Below are 1919 nucleotides of genomic sequence, written 5' to 3'. Positions count from 1 at the left end.
CCCTTGGGAGTGCCGGTGGAACCGGAGGTGTACATGATGTAGGCCACCGCTTCGGCGCTCTGGGGCAGATCGAGGTCGACACAGGTTTCATCCACCTCCATGTGACCCAGGTCCACCCGCAGAGGACCCGCAGGAACCTTCTGACCTTTGCGGGCCAGGACCACCTGCGCTCCGCTGTCGTCGACCATGAACTGCTGGCGCTCCAGCGGCGCGCCGATATCCAGCGGCACGTAGACGGCGGCACACTTGAGCACCGCCAACTGGCCGACCAGCAGCTCGATCGAACGCCCCAGCCCCAGCGCCACGCGGTCCCCGGGCTGCACGCCCAGGCCTGCCAGATGGCGCGCCAGGCCGTTGGCCCAGGCGTTGAGCTCGCTATAGGTCAGGCAACGCCCATCCTGCACAGCGGCGATGGCGTGTGGACGAGCCTCGGCCTGGGCTTCGAACAACCCATGGACGGTCCGATCCTGCGGATAAGGACGCATGGTCGCATTGAAGCCCACCACCACCTGCCGACGCTCGGCAGCCGGCAGTATCGCCAGACGGTTCAACGGCGTCGACGGCGCCAGCTCCAGGGACTCCACCAGGGTTTCCAGGGCAATGTGCATGTACTCGCAGACCCGTTGCGCGCCGATCCGTGGCACCGCCAGCGCGGTCAGGTGGAAATCGTCGCCCAGGTCGTCCACCGACAGGGTCAGCGGGTAATTGGTGCGTTCTTCGTTGCTCAGGGTCTCGATGCCTTCCCAACCGGCCAGGGCCTGGCTGGAATCCGCGAGGCCGGCGCTGTGACGATAGTTGAGCAAGGCGCTGAACAGCGGCATGGGCGCAACCACGCCACTGCAACGCTGTGCCAGGGCCAGGGACGCGTGTTCATGGCCCAGCAGGCCGGTCAATCGCGCGTGGGTGGCTTCCACCCCTTCACGCACGCTTTGGATGCCCACTTCCACTCGCAGGGGCAAGGTGTTGATGAACATGCCCAGGGCCCGGTCAGCACCGTCCCCGCCTTGCATGCGCCCCATCAGTACGGTGCCGAATACCACGTCGTCCTTGCCGGACACGCGGCCCAGCAACTGTGCCCAGGCCAGGTGAACCAGGCTGGCAGCGCTGACACCCAACTGCCGCGCCAGGACCCGTAGGCGCTGGCTCAACGCCGTGTCGACAGGCCGCCGGGCTTCCTCGATATCCCGCCCGTCACCCTGCACGTCCCGTACACCGAACGGCAGGGTCGGCTCGTCGATATCGCCGAGCATCTGGCGGAAGAAGTGTTCGTGCTCCTGTTCGCTCACGCCCAGGCCCGCCTGCGCCACATAGTTGCGATAAGGCACTGCCGCCGCCAGCGGAGCGGTCTTGCCCAACAGATGCGCCTGCATCTCGTGCTGCACCACTTCCATGGCCGTGTGGTCCAGGGCCATGTGGTGGAAGAGCAACACCGCGACCCAGCGTCCCCTGGCCGCGTCTTGCGCGTAAGCCAGCCGCAGCATGGGGGCACGGGTGATATCGAGACGGTAATGCCGCGGGTCGAAGCGGGCCTGCAACTGCGAGGCGATATCCCCCGCCGCGTCGGCCAGCGCCACCTCTTCCACCACCAGTCGGGCTTTACGCCAGACCACCTGCACCGGTGAGTCGAATCCTTCCCAGACCACGCTGGTGCGCAGGATGTCGTGGCGATCGATGACATGCTCAAGCGCATCGACGAAAGCCGTCAATCGGTCACGATTGTGCAGTTCGAAGAGTATTTTCAGTACATAGGGGTCGCCCTGCTCGGCGGTCAGGTGGTGGTAGAGGATGCCTTCCTGCAGCGGCGCCAGCGGGTAGATGTCCTGTACGTTGCGTGCGCCACCGGGCACCGTGGCCACGATCCGGTCAATGGTTGGCTGATCAAGCGCTACCAAGGTGAGCATGTCCGGGGTGATCTGCAC

General features: G+C 65.7%; 1 protein-coding gene. It reads right to left on the bottom strand.

Annotation, left to right across the window (positions count from 1 at the left end):
• Window positions 1-1919: condensation domain-containing protein (locus BT179_RS26270; protein ID WP_143148748.1), on the bottom strand; the 1919-nt coding region annotated here is incomplete at both ends.

Origin of the sequence: Pseudomonas sp. NFACC43, assembly GCF_900119645.1 — a bacterium.
In the GTDB taxonomy this organism is placed as follows: domain Bacteria; phylum Pseudomonadota; class Gammaproteobacteria; order Pseudomonadales; family Pseudomonadaceae; genus Aquipseudomonas.
The sequence above is the reverse complement of the archived record's forward strand: the minus strand, read 5'-3'. Positions and strand labels throughout refer to the sequence as shown.